The sequence below is a fragment of the Asticcacaulis sp. SL142 genome, assembly GCF_026625745.1.
GTDB lineage: Bacteria > Pseudomonadota > Alphaproteobacteria > Caulobacterales > Caulobacteraceae > Asticcacaulis.
The window spans coordinates 799,980-820,924 of sequence record NZ_CP113061.1 but is presented as its reverse complement, the minus strand read 5'-3'; the positions used below and the strand labels follow the sequence as shown (position 1 = coordinate 820,924).

Here is a 20,945-nt window from a genome sequence, read left to right as displayed (position 1 = left end):
TGCATGAAAGATAGCTTTAAAGCCAGATGTCAAAGCATCAACCCTTCATTGCTTAAATGTTTCCCTTCGCCGCATCTGACAAGATTTTTACTGGATTTGAAAGTGCTGCTTTTAATTCTTTGAATCTTGGTTTGACGACAATATAAGTCGCGTATCCGATTATACAGACGAATAGCGGGCTGACCACATCGGCGGGCTTAATGCCTTGGATTGGCGCGTTCGCTAATATGAAGCTGGCACCGCCAATTATTGTAATTATCCAGGACAAGCGCCAGAAACTACGCCCCGGCAAATCCTGAGTGACCATGATTATACCTGTGATAATCGTTGGCAGATAGATCATGTCATATGACATCATGCGGGGATTTAGCAGTTGAGCCATCCCCAATCCGATCAGGACGCGCATTTCAAATGAGAGGTTTTTGATTTCGCAAATCAGCAATCCACATAAGGATAGTATTGCGAAATAAAAAGCGAATGAAATTAACGTCACCGGGCTAGTTGCGGCTAACCCGATCCACCCCGCCCAACTAAAGAAGCTATAACCGGGTTGCTCGATCAGTGTTATGTTGTAGATCGCATTTTGCCACTCAGAATAAAATGGGCCGGCAGTTTTAGTGATCAAAATGTAAGATGCGATACCAATTACAGCACCAGTAAACGCAAAGGCTAACCGCTCGCGTACGGGTTTGTTTTGATAGATAAACAGGATCAAGTAGGTCAAAAATATTGGCTTAATCAGGGTCCCAACCAGAACAACAAGCAAAAATGGCCAGCGTGATTTATGCAAATTCAATGCGGCCCACAATGCGGCGGCATGAAAAATAACGACGATGTTGCCGCAGGTCAGGGCTGAGCCTGAGACTACAGTATAGGCCACCACTCTCAGATGCAGAGGCAGATTAGCAAACGGGCGTTTTAGGGCATACCAGATCATAAGGGCCAGCGCGGGCACTAAAACCGCGATATAAAGCGCTTTGGTGCCGAGCAGCCCAAAGGTCTGTATAATTGGAATTATAGCCTCACCCACTTGCGGGGCATAAACGTAAGGCGGGGCCTTCAAGCCCGGACAGGCCAGACTGGCGGCATAAGGGGAAATCCCTCGCCTGAGATAATCCGCACCACAGATAAGGGCGTCAAAATCATTGAGCCACCATTTTTGTTTGAGAATACGACCGACAATATGACTTATGACCGGAAAGCCGACGATAAAGAAAAACCAAAAACGCGATGATGGTTTTACTGTGTGTGTTTTAAGCCAGGTCAAGGCGTCGGGTAGTTTAGACAGAGACACGCTTTATGCCTTAAGTTGTTTGTGAAAATTTTTTATAAACAGGTTTGAAATCACAGAGCGATGGCAAGTAAAAGCCAGATAGCCGATCAGTAGAACATACATGCACAGTAATAATGTCCCGATTTTAGTTGCATAGTCGCCGAGTTCGACGGCATTGCCGATTAGAATGAACACGCAGATGAATGTTAGCAGCGTTAACCCTCGGTCCTTAATCCAGTCTACTAGCTTATTTACAGTGTTTAGGGATCGGCTATTAACCGCAATTATCACCAGACCTATGCCGATTAAGAATACATCCTGTGACATCAGTCGAGGGATCATTAATGCCCCCAGGCTTAGGCCAAGCCATACGCGCTCAGTGGCGGACAGTTTCAGGCCTTCGGCAATGGCAAGTCCGGCTAAAGTCATAAGGCCTGCGAACATCAGGAAGCCAATACCGGCCAAGGCACCATTCGCTGACAATCCAAACAGGGACAACCAGCCATAGTAACTTTCGCCGGGGGTAAGTTGGTAAACGAAGTAAGACAGCGTATCGCGCCATTGCTGAGATAAGGCCGAACCGTCGAGAGCAAACAAAACGGTCGGCAGTAAACCTAAAACCGTACCGCTGCCGAACAGGATCAGCCGTTTGAGAATAGGGCCCTGCATGAACAGCACCACCGCCAGATAGGTCAGAAAGACAGGCTTTACGCTACCGCAGGCGGCGACAATAGCCACAAATATCCACGGCCCCCACCAAAAACTGCTGGCGACCAGCAAAGCGCTGAAACCGACCGCCGCATGACACAGAACGGCAATATTGCCCCAGACGACCGCACTGCCGGTCAGGAAGGCTGCGAACGGGATTTTCTGGATCAGAATGGCTGGGGTTGCCTTACGCAGATAGATCAGCCATGTCAGCGCTAAGAGGCTGAATATATATATGACCGCATAAATGGTTTGCAGGCCGGTTTGTCCAAAAATACGCGCCAGAAAGGCCGCCGTGTCCGCGATGAACGGCAAATAGACGAAAACCGCCGGACGCATGCCTTCGCAGGCCAACTGAAAATCATAGATGGGTTGTGATTCGATGACCTTTTGACCGGCGCAGGCAATGGCCTGATAGTCACCGAACCAGGCTTTGGATTTCCCTATTTTGCCAATAAGCCCGGAGAGGATAGGCAGGCAAAACAGGAAGATTATCGCGTAGTGTTTCACTTTTAGCGTTAAAAGTGTTTTTCCAGAATCAAAAGACACTCACACACCCTATTGGCTGGACATTATCTTGCAGCTATAGCAGGCCATAGGCATTTTTACGAAGAATTAGCTAAATCAGGAGTTTTTTTTGTCGGACGTTGATACCAAGGCAGGGCCCGGCGCGCCTGATCTCAGCATGATCATCTGTACCCTTAATGAGGGTGCGGCGATCCGTAACGTGGTGACGGAGATTTGTGAGGCTCTGACGGGCATCGATTATGAGATTATCGTGCTTGACGATGACTCTAAGGATCAGACCCAGTCGGAAGTTCTCGATCTGGCCAAGATAAACCCGCGTGTTCACCTGCATGTACGCTACAATGAGCGTGGCCTGTCATCAGCGGCGATCATGGGCTGGGACCATGCCCGCGGGCGCTATCTGGGGGTGATGGACGGTGACGGGCAGCATGACCCGAAGGCCATTCGCGAAATGGCTGACAAAATCATGGCTGAGAAAAAAGACCTGATGTGCGTATCGCGCTATCTGGGCGATGCCGATACCGGGCTAAGCTGGTTCCGTGATCTGGGGTCCAGAGCCGCAACCGCAGTATCCGGTTTGGTGCTTAAGGCACCTTTGACCGATCCGTTAAGCGGGTGCTTCATCATGACGCGTGAGTGGTACCTCAATGCGCGCCCCAAGCTGACGGGAGTCGGATTTAAAATCCTGGTTGATCTGGTGGCATCGGCGTCGATCCGTCCTAAGTTCGGTGAGGTTAAGGCCGCCCTGCGTCAACGGCAGGGCGGCGAATCCAAGCTTGATATACGGGTGGTGCTGGATCTTGCCGCCCTTTTGGTTGAAAAAGCGACCAATGGTTTTCTATCAGCCCGATTTGTTCTGTTCGGCGTGGTCGGTGTTTCGGGCGTATTCGTTTATGCTCTGGTGCTCGCCTTAAGCCATGAAATAACGCGCGTAGACGGCGGAATGTCTCTTTATCGTTATCAGGTCAGGTTCGATGACATTATCAACTATGGTCTGGCGATTTGGCTGTCGATGACCTGGAATTTTTACATCAACAATATCATTACGTTCCGGGATAAGCGGTTAAGTGGATGGCCCATGGTCACCGGCTTAATCGGGTTCTATTTTGCGTGCAGCATCGGAGCTTTGTTAAGCCTAGGCGTCGCTATTCTGCTCAAAGACTATCTGGGGATCCACTGGTTCGCCGCAGGTGTCTCAGCCGCACTTTTGAGTGGCGTATGGAATTATTGGGGGGCCAAAGCCTTCGCGTGGAACCGTAAAAAGGGCGTATAAAAAAACCCTCTGCGCCCCAAAGTGTAAGGGGGGCGCAGAGGGTGTCTTAAGGCCCGGAAACCGGTGGGGGATAAGGGGAGGAGCGGGAAGCCGATCTCTGAGCCTTATCTGTTACCAGCGGTCGCTGCGGCGGTCATAGCGGTCGTCGTGACGATCACGGCGATCATCGTAACGGTCATTACGGTCGTGACCGTAGCTGGTTTGGCGATACTCATAACGCGGGCGACCATAGCCGTTGTTCTGATAACCGCTATTGTAGCGCGGTTCACAGTCGGCGCTGTTCTTACCAACCTGAGACCCTACGGCAGCACCCAGAACGGCGCCCAGAATAGTGCCTTCGGTCTTGGCGTTACGCGCGGATACACCATTGCCCAGAGCGGCCCCGGCGACGGCGCCGATAATGGCGCCATTGGCCTTACCGTTGGAACGGTCCGTCGAGCAGCTATAGTTGTTGTAACGATCGCGGGCCGAGGCGGTCATAGGGGCTGCGATAGTGGTGATCATGGTGGCGGCCGCCAGAGCGGACAGGGTGATCTTACGGGTCTTGGTCATCTTCAACATGGTTTGCTCCTTTAACCTTTTAAAGCCGGTGGTGAAGAACCTTTCATCACCGTTGTTGAGGACCTTTATAAACCTGCCAATATGAACGGGGTTTGAGATTGGCGTTCATCTTCATTCATCGCAAATAGTGCCCTAGAGTTATATGTTTTTAAAAACAGTATGTTATTTTAACTTTTGTTTTCTTGTGCCGTGAGCGCGGCATTTTTTTTCATCAAAGAGCCGTTATATTTAGGCGGAAACGGGCGAAAATTATGCGGGCTTCTCAAAAAGCCTCGAAAGCCCTATGACAAGCCTCCTTCCAGTTTGTTTGAGTTTCAAAAACCTATGGCGCATCAGAGCTTGTCGATAACTTCCCTGGGCTTTCAGGGTGACGGTATCTCCGCCGAGGGCATCTTCGTGCCGCTGACCTTGCCGGGGGAGGTGGTGCAGGCGGATGTGCACAAAGACCGGGCCGATCTTTTAGACATCATAACCGCCAGTCCCGACCGCACCGATCCGGTCTGTCGCCATTTCAGCCGCTGCGGCGGATGTGCGCTCCAGCATTGGGAGATCAACGCCTACAGTGCCTGGAAGCGTGATCTGGTGATATCTCTGCTCAGCAAGGCCGGACTTGAGACCCAGATCGACCCGATATTGACAACGCCTCCGCATTCCCGGCGGCGGGTTGGCCTTCATGCCAAGCGCATCAATGGCCCGAAAGGCGCGTTCCGCGTCGAACTGGGCTTTAAGATGCGTAAATCCTGGGATCAGGTCCGCATCGAAGAATGCCCGGTGGCTGATCCACGCATCGTCGCGGCCTTACCGAGCCTGACCGAACTGGCTAAGGCGCTGTTCGAACATCCCAAGTCAGCACCTATTTTGAATGTAACGGTTTCAGAGACGGGGCTCGATATCGACATTCGCGGCGTAGAGCGTAGTAAAAGCGGGGGCTTAAGTGCGGACGGGCGGATGCAAATCGCTATGACCGCATCGGCGGCTGATTTTGCGCGCGTCACCCTGTCTGATGAAATTCAATATATGGCCAGAGCGCCGCAGGTGCGCTTTGGGCGGGCCATAGTCGATCTGCCGTTTGGTCCATTCCTTCAGGCCAGCCCAAAATCAGAAGCCGACATGGTGCGTCTGGTCACGCAAGCTGTGGCCGGCGCCAAGAAGGTGGCTGATCTGTTTTGTGGATCCGGCACCTTTACGTTTCCGCTGGCAGAGCAGGCGGTGGTCTATGCCGCCGATGGAGCGGCGGGGGCCGTTGGGGCGCTAAAATCAGCTATGGGCCGGGTCTCTGGCCTTAAGACCATTACGGCGGAGGTGCGCGATCTTTACCGGCGTCCTATGCTGGCCGCGGAAATGAATGGTTTTGACGCCATTGTTTTTGATCCGCCGCGCGCCGGGGCTGAGGATCAGGCGCGTGAGATTGCCCTATCAGCGGTCAAGCGTGTTGTGGCCGTCAGTTGTAATCCGCAGACCTTTATCCGCGATGTGCGTATTCTGACGGAAGCGGGTTTTAGCCTTGATAAGGTCACGCCGATAGATCAGTTCTTGTGGTCGGGGCATGTTGAGTTGGTGGGGGTATTGTCACGATGATTTCGGTCGTTATTCCGACCCTTAACGCCGAAGACAGCCTTGTGCGGACCCTAAGCGCCCTGGTGCCGGGGGTGGTGGAAGGGCTGATCAAGGATGTCATCATTGTCGATGGTGGCTCTGCGGATGCGACCCTTGAAATTGCTGAATCGACAGGATGCCGGATATTGCACGCTGATGCCAGCCGGGGCCTTCAACTCTGGCAGGGTTGTCGTGAAGCGCGCGGCGACTGGTTGCTGATCCTGCATGCGGACTCACAATTGGGCGAAGGCTGGATGGATCAGATAAAGCTTCACATGCGCCAGTTCCCCCAGCGCGCCGGTTATTTCCGGCTAACCTTCGATGATCCTTCGTGGTTGGCAGCGTTCTGGGCTGAGGCTTTGGCGTTCCGGGCGCGCTGGTTTGCAGCGCCTTCGGGCGATCACGGGCTTTTCATGTCGCGGGCGCTGTATGACGCGGTGGGAGGGTATAAGGATCAGGCCGCCTATGAGGCATTGAGCATGGATCTGGCGCTCGGGCGAGCGCGCTTGAGGCCGATACCGACACCGCTTATTACCAGTGGCGAGCGCTTTAAGCGCAAGGGCTGGGCCTTTTCCCAGATAGGTAAAGGCTTTAGGTTTATCGCTTATGTTATGGGCTTTCCGCCTAAACCCCCGAAGCGCGCCTAGTTTAAGCTAATCGCACGAACGTCTCGAGCCGCATGTTTCAGGCTATTTGGCGTTTCCCCCATCAGGTGGCTATATATCCAGTACGCCGCCACGACCTCTTCGACATATTGCCGGGTTTGCGCCACTGGGATTGATTCCATGATAAGAAGGGCATCAGCATCAGGCCCCAGAGCATTGACGGCGTCCTGAACCGGTCGGGGGCCCGCATTATAAGCCGCTACGGCGCGCAGGATGTCGCCACCGATGGGTTTGGCTGCCAGGAGACGCTGAATATACTGCTGACCGATGCTGAGGTTGGTTTCCGGATCAAGCAATGCCGATGGCTTGGAGAGCAGTTTTTGATCACCTGTGACGAGTGCGGCTGTAGCAGGCATAAGCTGCATTAAGCCATAAGCACCGGCATAGCTCTGGGCCTTGGGGTTGAACTTGCTTTCCTTACGGGCAATGGCAAAGACCAGCGCCTTATCAATCTCAAAGCCGCCCTTGGGCTCGTAATCCGGCTGCACATAGGATGATGAATCAAACAGGCGATCAGAGCTTTTCAGCTTGGATACTGACAGTTTGTGATAGGTCGCCAGAGCCAGCCAGTGATTACGCGCCGTATCATCGGAAGCCCGCTGCATGGCATCCTGCAACTCTGCGCGCGCATCATTAGTGCGGCCGATCTGCATCAGGGTCGTTACGCGCTTAGCCTGATCGTTGGTTTTGGTCCACTCGAAGTCATCGGATAAGGTGCGCGCCAGATTGCGCGGATCGTTGCTGAGCGCGGGCGGGAGGCCTTTTTGAGCCAGTGCCACCGCCGGTTCAATCCCTAAGCGTTGCTCGGCGACCAGACCGTAGAATGTGAACGGGAACGAAGCGGCGATACGCAAATAACGATCAGCTTCATCCTTTTGGTTCTGCATCAAGGCTGCGCGCGCGGCCCAATAGGCAGCACCAGACTGGCTCCACGCGTTCTGGCTGGGGTCATTTATGACGAAATCGAAATGCTTTTCGGCCTCGGTGTAGCGTTTAAGGCGATAGGATGCGAGACCGGCAACCCAACGATCGCCGACTTGCACACCAAGTTTAATCGCCTGCTCTAACTGATTATTATTATAAGCGGAACGCGCCGATTTGGGCGTAAGTGACGAATCCGGATTAAGGCTGCCGCTGGTCGATTCGGCCCGACTTGGTTCGGGACGATCAAACATCGCCGCCACCGCATTAATACCGGCCACGGGGTTCAGGCTGGCCAGTCTTAGCGAATCCGAATCCCCTTTGGGGGAGGCTTTGGCGAGCGCGGGTAACGGCGGATCACTTTCACCGTCAGGTTTTTTGCGTTTGGCCAAAGACCATACCCGCATGGACATCGGCAGATCCGAATAACGCTCAAGCCACGCCGTTAACTCGCCATAAGAAGAGGAATAATTACCGTTGAAGAGTTTGTAAAACTCCAGATAGCCTTTGAGCGTTTCATCAGCAATCTGAGAGCTTTTTTCCTGAGCCCCTTCAAAATCACCCTTGGCGATCAGGTTGAAGGCCTGATCATAGCGCTCGGCATCCCACGGCGTTATATTGCCCGTCGCCGGTTGCCCTTTGGCAATGAGTGTCGGCAATACCGGCGTAGCGGCGGCAATGGCCTGATAAGGCACCGGCTGATTTGGCGTAGCGATAAGCGGCTCAGGTCGGGGGGGCGTAGGCTTAACCGGATCAACTTTTGCGAGGGTTGTTTTTTTGGCGTCAAAAGGCTTCGTTTCGGTCGATTTGTTGGAAGCCTTTTCGGTTTTAGACTTCGAATCCGCCTTGGATTTTCCAACGGTCTTGGGCTTTGATGTGGCTTTAGCCGGTGCGGTCGTCTCTTTTGATGGCTTGGATTCGGCGGCCATAGCGCTATGGCAAAGGCCCGCGGCCATGAATAGGCCTGTTGCAGAAATCAATAAGGATTTTCGCAGGTTGCGGCCTAAAGTAAGCGCATATGCAAAGCTGTGTTCAAGTCTCAAGATGTCCCTCCGTTAGGGGTGTATCCGAAATTCGCGCCACAGCGCACATAAAGAACTAAGTGGTGAAGGTACCGAATTAATAAGCGTTAAGCAAGCCTTTGGGATAATTCCAGCAGATCGCGCCACACCAATGCCTTTGCCATAGGCTGTTTCAACAACAGGGACGGATGGAAACTGGCGCGTAAAATCGGGCTATGATCACTGATAAGCGGTTTGAAACTAAGGTCTTTTCCGCGCAGTTTTTGAATGCCGTCCGTAACATCCAGAACCACCTTAACGGCGGCGGGCCCCATAAGCCAAACAGCATCGGGCTTAATTATTGAGATGAAACCATGTAAGAATGGCAACATCAGAGCAGTGTCCGAATCCGTAAGAGGTCGGTTGCCGGCTGGCCGCCAGAACACAGCCGGCAGCGTGTAAAAGTGATCGCTCACTCCCGCTTGCGACAGCATCTGATCAAGCATCTTGCCCGATTTTCCACCAAAAGCTACGCCGCTGTCATCTTCGTCGGCATCGGGGGCATCGCCGATGATCAGTAAGCGGGCATTGGGATTGCCCCGGCCCTTGACCAGGTTTTTGCCGCCCTCATACCGTAGGGGCAGCGCTTCGAACTTTGACAGGTTAGTATAAAGCTCGTCCAGAGTGGTGGCTGTGCTGGCCAGATGGCGGGCCTGATTAAGGGCAATCTCCGGATCGAAATGACGCAGATTTTCCGGGACCAGAGCATTCAGGTTGACGTTTTGCGGGGTTTGCGTTACCTGATTGTTGACGTTCGCGGAAGCTTTTCCGGCGGGCGTTTTAGCGGTTACGCGGGGTTTATTCTCAAGAAGGGTTCGGTTAATAGGTTGGAATTCATAGGCTTCCGCTACGTCATGATCCATCCAAAAGCCCAGATAGCTTTCAAGCGCCTTGACGGCGTCATGGGGAGCAGACAGAGACAAGACGTAACCCTATTGAAGATAATGTGTTTCGGCGGTCATAGCTTTACGGGCAATCGGCGCCGAAATCAAAAACAAAGTGCGTATGATATATAAGGCGAAAAAGCTTATGTCTGAGGCGATGGAACGCGAAAGCATGGAATACGATGTCGTGATCGTCGGTGGCGGTCCGGCGGGCCTTTCGGCGGCGATACGATTGAAGCAGCGGGCTGAAAAAGCCGGTGCTGACATCAGCGTCGCTTTGCTTGAAAAGGGTTCGGAAATCGGGGCGCATATCCTGTCCGGGGCGGTGATGGACCCGGCGGGTCTTGAAAAGCTTTTTCCTGACTGGAAGGAGATGGGCGCGCCGCTTGAAACCGCGGTGACTGAGGATAGGTTCATTTATCTGGGACCGCAGGGGGCGCTCGATATTTCGTGGCTGCCCATGCCCGATTACATGAAAAATCATGGCTGCTACATTGGGTCGCTCGGCAACCTGACGCGCTGGATGGCGGAACAGGCTGAGGGGCTTGGGGTTGAGATATATCCCGGCATGGCCTGTTCGGAAGTGCTTTATGACGATGATGGCGCGGTTTCAGGTGTCGTGGCCGGGGTTTTTGGTCTTGATCGCCACGGGCAGCCCAAGCCGGATTTCCAGCCTGGCCTTGAACTGCGGGCGAAGTACACCTTCTTTGCCGAAGGTGTGCGCGGATCGCTGTCGCAACAGGTGATCAAAAAGTACGAACTCGATAAGGCCTCGGATTATCAAAAATACGGTATAGGTCTAAAAGAGTTATGGAAGATTCCTAAAGCCAAACATAAGCCCGGATACGTTCAGCATACTCTGGGATGGCCGCTCGATGATAAAACCGGCGGTGGGTCGTTCATGTACCATTTCGGTGAGGAATACGTCTCGATCGGCTTTGTGGTCCATCTGAACTATCAGAACCCGTATCTGTCGCCGTTCGATGAGTTCCAGCGTTTCAAGCAGCATCCGGTTATTCGTGAGCACCTGGAAGGCGGGACGCGTATTTCTTATGGTGCGCGCGCCATCTCCGAAGGCGGTTTTCAGTCGGTGCCGAAGCTTAATTTTCCGGGCGGATTACTGGTGGGAGACTCGGCGGGTTTTGTGAATGTGCCGCGCATCAAGGGCAGCCATAACGCCATTAAAACGGGAATCATGGCCGCTGACGCGGCTTTTGAAGCCTTAACCGATACGTCTAAAGCCTCCGCCAACCGCAGTCTTGATGCCTATCAGTTGGCCTATGACAAATCCGATGTCGCCAAAGAACTTAAGCTGGTGCGCAACGTCAAACCGATCCTGACGCGCTTTGGTACCGGCTTGGGTACGGTGCTGGGCGGTATGGAAATGCACGTCACCAAACTTTTGGGCGGCGCGTCGGTGCTGGGAACTCTGAAACACGGAAAATCCGATGCTCAATCGCTCAAACCCGCGGCTGAGTTCAAGCCGATAGATTATCCAAAGCCTGACGGGGTTTTAAGCTTTGATAAACTGTCGTCTGTTTTCATTTCCAATACGAACCACGAAGAAGATCAGCCGGTTCATCTGACCTTAAAAGATGAGCGCGTGCCGATCGACATCAATCTGGCGAAATATGCTGAGCCTGCGCAACGCTATTGCCCGGCAGGGGTTTATGAAATTGTTGGATTGGAAGAAAACAAGCCGCGCTTACAGATCAACGCCCAGAATTGCGTTCATTGTAAGACGTGCGATATCAAAGATCCGACACAAAATATTGTTTGGGTGACGCCTGAAGGCGGGGGTGGCCCGAACTATCCAAATATGTAATGGTGAGCGCAGTTGCACACCCGTCGTTGAAAGTTTTACCTGATGGATCAGATACTGCCGCGCTTTTCACGTAATTTTTTGGTGGCGGGCCTGTTATTAACGGCGGGTATACTGAGCGCAAATCCGGTATTGGCGGCACCTGCGGGTGAGGGACGGGTGAAGTTTACGAAAGCTTCACCCAACAGCGCTTACGGCGAATATCTGGTCGGCAAATATGCCGTGTCGCGCGGCGATACCATGGTCGCTGCGGAGTCGCTGATTTCGGCCGCCAAGGCCGATCCCCTGAACGAAAGCCTTAGAGAAAAAGCCTTTATTGCCGCCCTTTTGAGTGGTGATATTGATTATGCGGTTTCTGCACGTCCGACCAATTCTGAGAGTCCGCGCTATATTCAGGCCCTGGGTGACCTCGTGGTGGCCGTTGATTACATCAAGGCCAATAAACCGGCAAAAGCGGGTGAGGCGCTGGACGAAATGCTGGCCCTGCAATCGCAGAACCGTACCGGTTCCTTGCTGAGGCCGTGGGTATATGCCCTCGACGGAAAATGGGATCAGGCCTTGTCCGGGGCGCCGCAGTCGCGTGACCGGCTGTTGTCACTATTTGGGGCACTGGATCAGGCAGTCTTATCTGAAATCCGTGGCAAGACCGATGAGGCCGAAGCACTCTATAAGGAGCTTTATCAGCCGGGGGCTGTCGGCGTATTTTTTGGGCCAAGCTACGGTGCGTTTCTGGAGCGACGTGGACGTAAGGACGAAGCGCTGAAAATCTATCAGGATATCGCCGCCATGTCGCCGGATGTCCTGACAGAACAATCGATTATACGTATTCAGTCCGGAAGTTCGGATAAGCCGCCATTGCCCAGCCTCAAGCAGGGTATTGCCGATACGTTATTCATGTCGGCCACCTTGTATCTGACTGAGCAGCAGGTCGAGATGGCCCTGACGTCGCTTAGGTTATCACTTTACCTCAATCCGGATCAGGATCGGGCCAAGATATTGCTGGGGCAAATCCACGGTAAGATGCGTGATTTTAATTCCGCGCAAAAGGTATGGGCTGACATCGAGCCCAATTCGCCGTTCTATCGTGAGGCCCGGATGCGGTTGGCGTGGAGCCTCAATGACCACAATCAAAAAGATCAGGCCTTTGAGATTTTAGCTAACCTTTCCAAGGTTGATCCGCAAAATCTTGATCTGACGGTTCAGATGGCGGACATCCTGCGCGCCCAAAGTAAATATCAATCCGGTCTCGATCTGATCCGTGATCGCGTCAAGACCTATGGTGACAGCGATTTTACATGGCAGGCCTGGTTCATGCAGGCCGTCCTTTATGACCAGCTAGGGCAGTGGGATATGGCCGAAAGTGCGGTCAAAAAGGCTAAGGCTCTGGCGCCTGACCGGCCTGAAGTTTTGAATTTTCTGGGCTATGGATGGATTGAACGCAATATGCACGTCAAGGACGGCATGGAACTGGTCCGAAAAGCCCTGGAGGCTGATCCGAAATCAGGGGCAATGATGGATTCGCTGGGGTGGGGCTATTACCGTCTCGGTGAGTATGATCAGGCGCTGGACTGGATCGAGCAGGCTATTTTGCTGGAACCGTCTGACCCGGAAGTGAATGAGCATCTGGGTGATGTTTACCGTGCGCTTGGGCGTGGCGATGAGGCGCGTTATCAGTGGCAGCGCGTGTTGACGCTTGAGGGGGCCAGCGAAAAGCAACTGGCCTCGGTTAAACAAAAACTCGGTGATACCGAAGTTAAGGCCAAGAGCACCGTGGCTTCGGTTGATGCGCCGGCACCTGCCAAGGTCGTGACATCTAAGCCCTGATCGATGACTGACATATCGCTTCCTCTGACGATTCTGGCGCGCGCCAAGATCAATCTGTACCTGCATGTGGCGGCTCCGGATGCTAAAAACTATCATCCGCTACAGAGCCTTGTCATGTTTGCCGATGTCGGGGATGAGGTCGCCTTGCGCCCTAAGAATGTGCCACAAGAGGCAAGGCTGACCTGTGATGGTCCCTTTGCAGACGGGGTGCCGACCGATGACAGCAACCTCATCCTAAAAGCACTGCGTCGCTTTGAAATGGTGACAGGTATCAATATTGATCGGCATGATATTCACCTGACGAAGAATTTGCCAGTTGCATCAGGGCTCGGGGGCGGGTCGGCGGATGCGGGGGCGGTTCTGCACCTCTTGCGCGCTCAATATGCACCTGACCTGACCGACGCAGCGCTCGAAGCCATAGCGGCAACCACGGGCGCGGATGGAGCCATGTGCCTGTGGGCCGAATCCGCTTTGGCCGAAGGATACGGGGAACGATTGACGAAGCTCTCCTTGCCCGCCGTTCCGGCCGTATTGATCAATCCGGGTATAGCCTGTTCAACTCCGGACGTTTACGGTCAGTATGACAGGCTTGGTCAATTTGACCCGATTGAAGCCAGCGCGCCGTTTCGATCCATCATCAATATTGATCATCTGATCGACGCGCTATCCGAAACCCGCAATGATCTGGAAGCGCCCGCCGTTCATCTACATCCGCAGATAGGCGATTTTCTGACAGGTTTGTCGGGTGAGCCTGAAACCCGTTTGGCCAGATTGTCCGGCTCAGGCGCTACCTGTTTTGCCCTGTGCGACACGCTTGCGGATGCCAAGCGTTTGGCCGAGCGTCTGATCGAAAAATATCCGCAAAGCTGGGTCAGGGCCTGCACTTTAAGCTAAATATGCACGGTGTTACACGAAAGCTGCTGACAAGGGCGTAAACATCGGGCAATACTTAACCACGGGTTAATGGGGTGGTTAAGTCCGAGTATGTCCAATCACAATAAAAACAGACGGCTGGACAAAAGCCTCGAGACTGAAAAAGGTTGGTCATTACCGTTTTTCCGTAAGCGCGCGGCTATCTATTATGATGGTTTTAACCTCTATCACGCGGTTGACGCCTATAAGCGACCCTACCTGAAATGGTTAGACCTTAAGGCATTAGGGCGGGCCCTGGCCCCGGTGGATGAAGTCGTCAAGCGCGTGGTGTGGTGTTCGGCCTTTCGTCCGCAATCAAAAGCCAAGATGAAGCGGCATGATGATTATATGCAGGCGCTGAAAGCGCGCGGGGTTGTCACACGCATGGGCCATTTTGTGTCGGCGCTGGATGGCTGTAATTCTTGCGGGCACACATGGCACCTGTCGATTGAGAAGCAGGGCGATGTCAATCTGGCGCTGTCGATTGCCGCCGACGCTGAGGATAATTTGTTTGATGTCTGCTATCTGGTGACCGCTGATGGTGACCATGCAGCTACGGCGCGCTACCTCAAGGAACGCTTCCCGAAAAAGAAGCTGGTACTGGTCTCACCGCCGGGACGTTTTCCCAATAAACACATATTATTATACGCTGACGCTCATATCGAAATTGAGCGAGAGCATCTGGAAGCCTCATTACTGCCGCAGGCGGTGCGCCATAAAAAGAAGCTTTTGGAACCGCCCAAGGTGATTGAGCGACCCGAAGCCTATGACCCGCCGGAATTGCGCGAAAAGGGTCACCTTAAAATGATCGTCAACAATGGCTGACGCCGCTTGACTCTTGGTCAGGCATATCGCACAAGCGAAATATATCATGCGGGAGAGATTGCGGGCATGACTCGCAACGCCGAAGGCGCAACCGCCCCGGAAACGCTCAGGCACCACGGACCGCACGATATGCTAAACGCTGGAAAGTGATCGTCTGAGCATTTTGCGAAAAAGTAGATACCGGTTTTTCGCTTAAAAATGCGCCACTAATTTTGACGATCCGCCGAAGGAGCAAGGTCTTTAAATCTTAAAGGCTGAAATCTCTCAGGTTCAATGGACAGCGGGGGCAGAACTATGCATCGTTCTGTGATCCCGCATTCGCGCCTGTTGACCGAGGTTTGCTCATGGCTGACGCCCCAAACACTGAGACTCTGAAATATACCCGCCTTTATCAGCGCCACGTTGATCTGGGCGCGCGCATGGTGCCGTTTGCCGGTTACGCCATGCCGGTGCAGTATGACGGCGTGCTGGGTGAACACAAATGGACACGCGCTGAATGTGGTCTGTTCGATGTGTCGCACATGGGGCAGGCCCGTTTGAAGGGTAAGGACGCCATCGCCACGCTTGAGGCGCTGACGCCGACCGATTTCAAAGTGTTAAAAGCGGGCCGTCAGAAATATTCCCTGCTGCTCAATGATAATTCAGGCATTCTTGACGACCTGATGGTGTCGCGCCCGGAAGCTGACGGTTTGTTTCTGGTCGTCAATGCGGGCTGCAAGGATCAGGATTTTGCCTATATCGGTCGCAACCTTAAGGGCGATACCTCGCTGGAAATCCTTAGTGACCGTGCGTTGCTCGCCTTGCAGGGACCAAAGGCGAAGGATGTGATGGCGAAGGTCATTCCGGCGGCGTGCGATATATACTTCATGGATTGCGGCACTTTCACCTGGCAGGGCCATACGGTTTATGTTTCCCGCTCCGGCTATACCGGCGAAGATGGTTTTGAAATCTCAGTCCATGAAAACCAAGTCGCTGAACTGTGGGATGCTTTGCTGTCTGATCCGGTAGTGAAGCCCATAGGTCTTGGGGCGCGAGACAGTTTGCGCCTGGAGGCCGGGATGCCGCTCTATGGCCACGAGATGGATACGGGTTATAGTCTGGCTGAGGCAAATCTGGGTTTTGCGATGTCCAAGTTGCGTCTTGAGGCCGGTGATATTTTGGGTTTCGACCGCCTGAAACCTGAGCTTGAGGGTGGTTTGTCGCGCGTGCGCGTGGCCCTGAAAGGTGAGGCAGGCCCTCCCGCGCGCGAAGGTGCCAAAATCCTCAATGAGGCTGGCGAAGCCATTGGCTACATCACCTCTGGCGGGCCTTCGCCATCAGCAGGTGGTCTGATCGCCCTGGGCTATGTGCCGCCAGCTTTTTCTGAGGTCGGGACTCAGTTGACCTGGGATGTGCGTGGTAAGGCCTATCCATGCACCGTAGTTGCCTTGCCGTTTGTCAAAAACGGCTATCACCGTAAAAAATCAGCTTAATTTCAAATTCTTATAGGGGTTTTCTCATGCGCTTTACCAAAGATCACGAATGGGTACTGGTCGAAGGCGATACGGCTCTGGTGGGTATATCGGCCTATGCCGCCGATGCCTTGGGCGATGTTGTCTTCGTTGAATTGCCAGAAGTCGGTAAGACCGTAAATCAGGGCGACAGCTTTGCCGTCGTTGAAAGCGTCAAGGCGGCATCTGACGTCTATGCGCCCATATCGGGCGAAGTCATTGCCGCCAATGATGAACTGTCCAGCAGCCCTGAAGTCATCAATGCGGCCCCCGAAGGCACGGGTTGGCTCGCGAAAATCAAGCTGTCGGATGCGGCTCAGGTCGAGGCTCTGATGGATCGCGACGCCTACGAAGCCTTCCTCTCTACGCTGTAAGGGTATTATGAGATATTTACCGTTGAATGAGGCCGATCGGGCCCAAATGCTGGCTACCATTGGCGTCAAGTCCGTCGATGATCTGTTTGTCGATGTGCCGGCGTCGGCGCGTCTGACTGCGCCGGTTGATCTGCCGCGCTATGCCGGTGAGATGGAGGTCGAAGCCCAAATCAAGGCGATGGCGGCGAAAAACCTCAGCCCGTCGCGCGTACCGTTTTTTGTTGGGGCCGGGGCCTATCGGCATCACGTACCATCAACGGTTGATCACATCATTCAACGCTCCGAGTTCCTGACCAGCTATACGCCGTATCAGCCTGAAATCGCGCAAGGTACCTTACAGGTTCTATTTGAGTTCCAGACGCAGGTGGCGCGTTTAACCGGCATGCCTGTGGCCAACGCCTCGCTCTATGATGGGTCAACGGCGGCCGCTGAAGGCGTGCTGATGGCGCAGCGCATCACCAAGCGCAATAAGGCGGTCATGTCCGGCGGTCTGCACCCGCATTATACCCATACGGTTGAGACCCTGGCCCATGCGGTGGGAATGGAGACTGAGGCTTTGACCCCTGCGGTTGATGCCGAAGCCGAAGTTCTGAAGCATATCGACAAAGACACGGCCTGCGTGGTGGTGCAGACGCCGAACGTGTTTGGTACGGCGACTGACCTGACCCGGATTGCCGAAGCGGCTCAGGCGGCGGGTGCACTATTGATTGTGGTGGTCACCGAGGTCATGTCATTGGGCTTGTTGAAATCGCCCGGTGAGATGGGTGCCGATATCGTCGCCGTCGAAGGTCAGTCGATTGGTGTGCCGCTATCGTTTGGCGGGCCCTATGTCGGCTTGTTTGCCGCTAAAGAAAAGTACCTGCGCCAGATGCCGGGCCGCCTGTGTGGTGAGACTGTCGATGCTGATGGTGAGCGCGGTTTCGTATTGACGTTATCGACGCGCGAGCAGCATATCCGCCGAGATAAGGCGACCTCCAATATCTGTACCAATTCAGGGCTTTGTGCGCTAGCCTTCAGTGTTCACATGAGCCTGTTGGGCCAGGAAGGGCTTAAGCGGGTTGCCAAGATCAACTACGCCAAGGCCCATGCGCTGAAAGATCAACTGGCGTCGATAGTTGGCGTGGACGTTCTGACGCCACGCTTCTTCAACGAGTTCACAATTAAGCTGCCGAAGTCGGCTGCTGAGACCGTCGAAGCCCTGGCCGCCAAAGGTATTCTGGGTGGTGTGCCATTTACGCGCCTGCATAATGATGCGGCATTTGATAATCATCTGATTATCGCCGTCACTGAAACCGTTTCCGATACTGACATGAGCGCCTTTGTCGCCGCTCTGAAAGAGGTGCTCTAAGATGTCCATGAATGCTGTTGGCCGTCCGACCCGCCCGGACGATATTGCTGAAACCTCGGCTGAATTTAAGTCCTTGACCGGCGGCAAAGGGCTTTTGCAATACGAGCGCCTAATCTTCGAGAAAAACGATTACACCCGCACGGGCGTTGATTTTGCAGACATCGACATTACGCCTTCGGATCTCGGTGATCTGGTGCGCGGCGATAATCTGGGCTTGCCGGGCCTTACTGAGCCGGAGTCTATGCGCCATTATGTGCGCCTAAGCCAAAAGAACCACGCCATCGATTTGGCGCTCTATCCGCTGGGGTCGTGCACCATGAAGCATAACCCGCGCCTGAATGAGAAAATGGCGCGGCTGGAAGGCATTGGCGACATCCATCCCCTTCAACCGACCTCGACTGTTCAGGGGGCGCTGGAGCTTATGGATACGCTGGCGCACTGGCTTAAGACCTTAACGGGCATGCCGGCGGTAGCCCTGTCGCCCAAGGCGGGTGCGCACGGCGAACTATGTGGGCTATTGTCCATCAAGGCTGCCCACGAAGCCAGGGGGCAAGGTCATCGCCGTACGGTGCTGGTGCCATCCTCAGCGCACGGTACTAATCCGGCCACGGCGGCCTTTGTGGGCTACAGCGTGCGGGAAATCGCCCAAACCTCCGATGGGCGGGTTGATCTGGCAGACCTGAAATCCAAGATCACCGATGATGTCGCGGCCATCATGCTGACCAATCCCAATACCTGCGGGCTGTTTGAGCGTGATATCGTTGATATTGCCAAACTGATCCATGACGCCGGTGCCTATTTCTACTGCGATGGTGCCAATTTCAACGCAATTGTTGGCCGCGTGCGTCCCGGTGATCTGGGCGTCGATGCCATGCACATCAATCTGCATAAGACCTTTTCGACGCCGCATGGCGGGGGCGGGCCGGGTGCGGGCCCTGTGGTGCTGTCTGAGGCCTTAGCGGCCTATGCGCCGACGCCGTGGGTGGTCAACTCTGGCAACGGCTATGTGCTGGAAGAGTTTGGTGAGGACGCTTCCGCAGCTAACTTTGGCCGTATGTGTGCGTTTCACGGTCAGATGGGCATGTATGTCCGCGCCCTGACCTATATGCTGAGCCACGGGTCTGACGGCCTGCGTCAGGTGGCTGAGGACGCCGTGCTCAATGCCAACTATATCAAAGCTTCGTTGCAGGACATCATGAGCGTACCGTTCCCGGACGGGCCGTGTATGCACGAAGCCCTGTTCGATGACAAATGGCTGGAGGGCACGCAAGTGACGACCCTCGACTTCGCCAAGGCGATGATCGATGAAGGGTTCCACCCCATGACCATGTATTTCCCGCTGGTTGTGCATGGGGCCATGCTGATCGAGCCGACCGAAACCGAATCAAAAGCGGAACTCGACCGTTTCATAGACACGCTTCGGGCTTTGGCGGCTGCGGCCTTGGCCACCAAAAACAATACGTATGACATTGCTCGCTTTAAAAACGCCCCGCATCTGGCGCCAACACGGCGTCTGGATGAAACCAAGGCAGCGCGTCAACCCAAGCTGACCTATGGTTAAGGCGCCTTAACTGTTTGTAACAATTAATTTTTAGAGCGTTATGATATAGATTTAGACCTCGGTACGATGTGCCGGGGTCTTTTTTATCACAGTATCAATTTCTTACCTAAGTTGATCACGAAAGACATGAAAACGCCGCGCCACTGCCTTTACTCTAAGGGCCTATGCGCCCATATGGGGCGTATGATCCCATAACCTGATTTGCCGGATATGTTGATGACCGCGCCGAACGACAGCTCCTCCACGGGTATCCTGCCCGTCGCCGTCCCAAAAGGACGGACTAGAGAGCGTGCGCGTCAGCAGCCTAAAGCCAAGCGTTCATTTTTTCAGGATATTTTCAAAACGCGTAAGCCTAAATTGTCCAAGCGGTTTCTGAGCGAAATTGAAAAGGCCGCTAAAGCGCGGCTCAATATTAAACCTCGCAGCCTATTAAGCCGAATTTTGAAGCCTATTCTGATTACCGCCGGGGCCTCTCTGGTGCTGCTGGGTATTCTGATCGCGCCACTGCCGGGCCCGATGGGCATGCCGCTATCGATTGCGGGGCTGATCATCATGATGCGCAACTCCTACTGGACGAAGCGCAAGTTCATGGAGCTTAAACGCTCGCACCCCAACTGGATCATGCCGCTTCGTAAGTTGTTACGCAAAAACCCGCCGATATTCTCGATCTTATGGCAGCAAATTCTACGGACTGAGCGGCTGCTTCTTAAAAAAGAAGGCAAGATGTTATCCGCCTTCCGGCGCAGATTTCTTAGGAAACACAGACATCATTAAAAAAACCCGCCGGATCAACCAGCGGGTTTTTTATTTGAGTTTAGTCCTAAACTGATCAGGATAGACGCTGACCGATTTGACCAATGGCCTTATCGACCAATGGGTCGCTTTTGAGGCCGGCATTGCGTTCGATTAGAATGGTCTCAGTCAGTTTGGTGGCCAGATCAGCCGCAGCAGCCTTGACATCAGCTTCCGCCTTGGCTTCGGCCTGAGCGATTTTGCGCTCGGCTAAGGCCTGACGGCGGGCAATGTTTTCCGCCAGCTTTTCCTTGGCTTCTTCGGCCAGACGCACGGCTTCGGATTCAGCGAAGGCTACCAGTTCCTTAGCCTTTTGCTCAGCCTCAAGACGCTCGGCCTTGATTTGGTTGAGCAGGCTTTGGGCTTCCTGACGGATGCGCACCGCTTCGTCCAGTTCAGCACGGACAGCGTCGCCTGTGTCGCCTAACGACTTCCACAGATTAGCGGGCACTTTCATGACCACCAGCAGGGCAAAGAATAACAGGAGGCCGATCTGTACCCAAACTTCGGGATTAGAAAAATCCATA

Annotated in this window: 18 protein-coding genes and 1 riboswitch; of the genes, 12 read left to right on the top strand and 6 right to left on the bottom strand. The window is 53.9% G+C overall.

Going from position 1 to position 20,945, the window contains the following annotated elements; translation table 11 throughout:
• Positions 1-52 precede the first annotated feature (52 nt).
• Positions 53-1,294 (bottom strand): hypothetical protein, encoded by a 1,242-nt coding sequence (locus tag OVA03_RS03770; RefSeq protein WP_267526848.1) that lies wholly within the window; start codon positions 1,292-1,294, stop codon positions 53-55.
• Positions 1,295-1,297: 3 nt separating this feature from the next.
• Positions 1,298-2,491, bottom strand: a complete 1,194-nt coding sequence (locus OVA03_RS03765; RefSeq protein ID WP_267526847.1) for a hypothetical protein — start codon at positions 2,489-2,491, stop codon at positions 1,298-1,300.
• 127 nt (positions 2,492-2,618) lie between these two features.
• Between OVA03_RS03765 and OVA03_RS03760 the strand changes: the two genes are divergently transcribed.
• Positions 2,619-3,782 carry a glycosyltransferase gene (locus tag OVA03_RS03760; RefSeq protein WP_267526846.1) on the top strand — a complete coding sequence of 388 codons (1,164 nt, stop codon included), beginning with the start codon at positions 2,619-2,621 and terminating at the stop codon, positions 3,780-3,782.
• Between the two features lie 111 nt (positions 3,783-3,893).
• Here OVA03_RS03760 and OVA03_RS03755 read toward each other — a convergent pair whose 3' ends face one another.
• Complete coding sequence (locus OVA03_RS03755) at positions 3,894-4,343, bottom strand: glycine zipper 2TM domain-containing protein (RefSeq protein WP_267526845.1); 450 nt, start codon at positions 4,341-4,343, stop codon at positions 3,894-3,896.
• A gap of 324 nt (positions 4,344-4,667) precedes the next feature.
• Between OVA03_RS03755 and OVA03_RS03750 the strand changes: the two genes are divergently transcribed.
• Together OVA03_RS03750 and OVA03_RS03745 are read left to right on the top strand one after the other, a co-directional pair.
• Positions 4,668-5,921, top strand: a complete 1,254-nt coding sequence (locus OVA03_RS03750) for a class I SAM-dependent RNA methyltransferase (RefSeq protein WP_267526844.1) — start codon at positions 4,668-4,670, stop codon at positions 5,919-5,921.
• On the top strand, positions 5,918-6,586 hold the full coding sequence (locus tag OVA03_RS03745; protein WP_267526843.1) for a glycosyltransferase: 669 nt from the start codon (positions 5,918-5,920) through the stop codon (positions 6,584-6,586). The genes OVA03_RS03750 and OVA03_RS03745 overlap by 4 nt, the downstream gene beginning before the upstream one ends.
• Here the strand turns inward: OVA03_RS03745 and OVA03_RS03740 are convergent.
• Both OVA03_RS03740 and OVA03_RS03735 read right to left on the bottom strand, forming a co-directional pair.
• Positions 6,583-8,481 carry a lytic transglycosylase domain-containing protein gene (locus tag OVA03_RS03740; RefSeq protein ID WP_267526842.1) on the bottom strand — a complete coding sequence of 633 codons (1,899 nt, stop codon included), beginning with the start codon at positions 8,479-8,481 and terminating at the stop codon, positions 6,583-6,585. The genes OVA03_RS03745 and OVA03_RS03740 overlap by 4 nt on opposite strands.
• Before the next feature lie 173 nt (positions 8,482-8,654).
• Entirely contained in the window at positions 8,655-9,509 is an 855-nt protein-coding gene (locus tag OVA03_RS03735) for a uracil-DNA glycosylase (protein WP_267526841.1), read from the bottom strand.
• Positions 9,510-9,615: 106 nt separating this feature from the next.
• Here OVA03_RS03735 and OVA03_RS03730 point away from each other — a divergent pair, with 106 nt between their 5' ends.
• From OVA03_RS03730 to OVA03_RS03690, 9 genes are all read left to right on the top strand, one after another.
• The gene (locus OVA03_RS03730; protein WP_267526840.1) at positions 9,616-11,295 is read left to right on the top strand and encodes an electron transfer flavoprotein-ubiquinone oxidoreductase; all 1,680 of its coding nucleotides are present in this window, start codon (positions 9,616-9,618) and stop codon (positions 11,293-11,295) included.
• Between the two features lie 42 nt (positions 11,296-11,337).
• A complete protein-coding gene (locus tag OVA03_RS03725; RefSeq protein WP_267526839.1) occupies positions 11,338-13,116 on the top strand; it encodes a tetratricopeptide repeat protein in 1,779 nt (592 codons plus the stop codon).
• A 3-nt stretch (positions 13,117-13,119) separates the two neighbouring features.
• Positions 13,120-14,010, top strand: coding sequence for a 4-(cytidine 5'-diphospho)-2-C-methyl-D-erythritol kinase (locus tag OVA03_RS03720; RefSeq protein WP_267526838.1), 891 nt, complete (start codon positions 13,120-13,122; stop codon positions 14,008-14,010).
• A 90-nt stretch (positions 14,011-14,100) separates the two neighbouring features.
• On the top strand, positions 14,101-14,853 hold the full coding sequence (locus OVA03_RS03715; protein ID WP_267526837.1) for an NYN domain-containing protein: 753 nt from the start codon (positions 14,101-14,103) through the stop codon (positions 14,851-14,853).
• Positions 14,854-14,892: 39 nt separating this feature from the next.
• A riboswitch (glycine riboswitch) is annotated at positions 14,893-14,986 on the top strand.
• A 211-nt stretch (positions 14,987-15,197) separates the two neighbouring features.
• On the top strand, positions 15,198-16,325 hold the full coding sequence (gcvT, locus tag OVA03_RS03710; RefSeq protein WP_267526836.1) for a glycine cleavage system aminomethyltransferase GcvT: 1,128 nt from the start codon (positions 15,198-15,200) through the stop codon (positions 16,323-16,325).
• 26 nt (positions 16,326-16,351) lie between these two features.
• Positions 16,352-16,717, top strand: coding sequence for a glycine cleavage system protein GcvH (gene gcvH / locus OVA03_RS03705; RefSeq protein ID WP_267526835.1), 366 nt, complete (start codon positions 16,352-16,354; stop codon positions 16,715-16,717).
• 7 nt (positions 16,718-16,724) lie between these two features.
• The gene (gene gcvPA / locus OVA03_RS03700) at positions 16,725-18,065 is read left to right on the top strand and encodes an aminomethyl-transferring glycine dehydrogenase subunit GcvPA (RefSeq protein ID WP_267526834.1); all 1,341 of its coding nucleotides are present in this window, start codon (positions 16,725-16,727) and stop codon (positions 18,063-18,065) included.
• A 1-nt stretch (position 18,066) separates the two neighbouring features.
• Positions 18,067-19,626 carry an aminomethyl-transferring glycine dehydrogenase subunit GcvPB gene (gcvPB, locus tag OVA03_RS03695; RefSeq protein WP_267526833.1) on the top strand — a complete coding sequence of 520 codons (1,560 nt, stop codon included), beginning with the start codon at positions 18,067-18,069 and terminating at the stop codon, positions 19,624-19,626.
• 216 nt (positions 19,627-19,842) lie between these two features.
• Positions 19,843-20,400, top strand: a complete 558-nt coding sequence (locus OVA03_RS03690; RefSeq protein ID WP_267526832.1) for a PGPGW domain-containing protein — start codon at positions 19,843-19,845, stop codon at positions 20,398-20,400.
• Between the two features lie 55 nt (positions 20,401-20,455).
• On the opposite strand, the gene OVA03_RS03685 is transcribed toward OVA03_RS03690, so the two are convergent.
• Positions 20,456-20,944, bottom strand: a complete 489-nt coding sequence (locus OVA03_RS03685) for an ATP F0F1 synthase subunit B (RefSeq protein ID WP_267526831.1) — start codon at positions 20,942-20,944, stop codon at positions 20,456-20,458.
• Position 20,945: the final 1 nt, after the last annotated feature.